Origin of the sequence: Bowmanella yangjiangensis (genome assembly GCF_017255015.1) — a bacterium.
GTDB lineage: Bacteria > Pseudomonadota > Gammaproteobacteria > Enterobacterales > Alteromonadaceae > Bowmanella > Bowmanella yangjiangensis.
This window is the reverse complement of sequence record NZ_JAFKCS010000409.1, coordinates 1-692: the sequence shown is the minus strand read 5'-3', so window position 1 is coordinate 692 and position 692 is coordinate 1. Positions and strand designations below refer to the sequence as shown.

Genomic DNA, 692 nt, shown 5'->3' with positions numbered 1-692 from the left:
CCTCTGATGATGTTCGTTGCGACGTTCACCATACCCGCACTCGGGTGCCGTGCAGGTGAGCATCTTCTTTGCCAGTGGCCATATTTTTGCTGGCCAGCGGCGTCTGCACGCCTGCCTGCAAAAGCCGTACACGCCCGGGGTGATCGCCAGGGTGCCGCCGCGATCGGCTCGCCAGGCAGGCCTGGGCGCGCAGCGTGGCGAATTCCACCGCCGCGAACGGGCCGCCGTGCCGATGAGCATGCGCTGAAAGAGTGCGCCCGCCAATCCCGTCATGGCGCGGCGCCGGCAGGCATGCCGCGGCGTCACGGGGGCGTTGGCGACGCGTGCACAAGGAGCTGGCGAGCTGCACTGCTTTGGTGCTGGCGTGACGAGCTTTTTCGTATGTCCCGGCGACATTTTTAATATTTTTCCTATCTTCGGGCTTGCGCCACCATCAGTTCCGCAACCACCAGACGGTTAAGGGGACTGCGGTGTACGAACTCAGCGACTGGCAGCAACGCGCTCGGCAGCAAGGCTTCATCGAACAGGCCATCATCGGTGGGCGCCGTGTGGCGGCGCTGTCCGGCGCCACCTTCGCGGCCATCAACCCGGCCAGCGGCCAGGTGCTGGCGCAGGTCGCCGCCTGTGCTGAAGCCGAGGTCGATCTGGCCGTGCGCAGTGCCCGCCAGGCGTTCGAAGCGGGTGTCTGGTCG

At 66.0% G+C, this 692-nt stretch carries 2 protein-coding genes; both read left to right on the top strand.

Annotation, left to right across the window (positions count from 1 at the left end):
- The first annotated feature begins 55 nt into the window (after nucleotides 1-55).
- Nucleotides 56-247, top strand: coding sequence for a hypothetical protein (locus tag J0A65_RS24855; RefSeq protein ID WP_206596907.1), 192 nt, complete (start codon nucleotides 56-58; stop codon nucleotides 245-247).
- Nucleotides 248-470: 223 nt separating this feature from the next.
- Nucleotides 471-692: aldehyde dehydrogenase family protein (locus tag J0A65_RS24850; RefSeq protein WP_206596906.1), on the top strand; the 222-nt coding region annotated here is incomplete at its 3' end.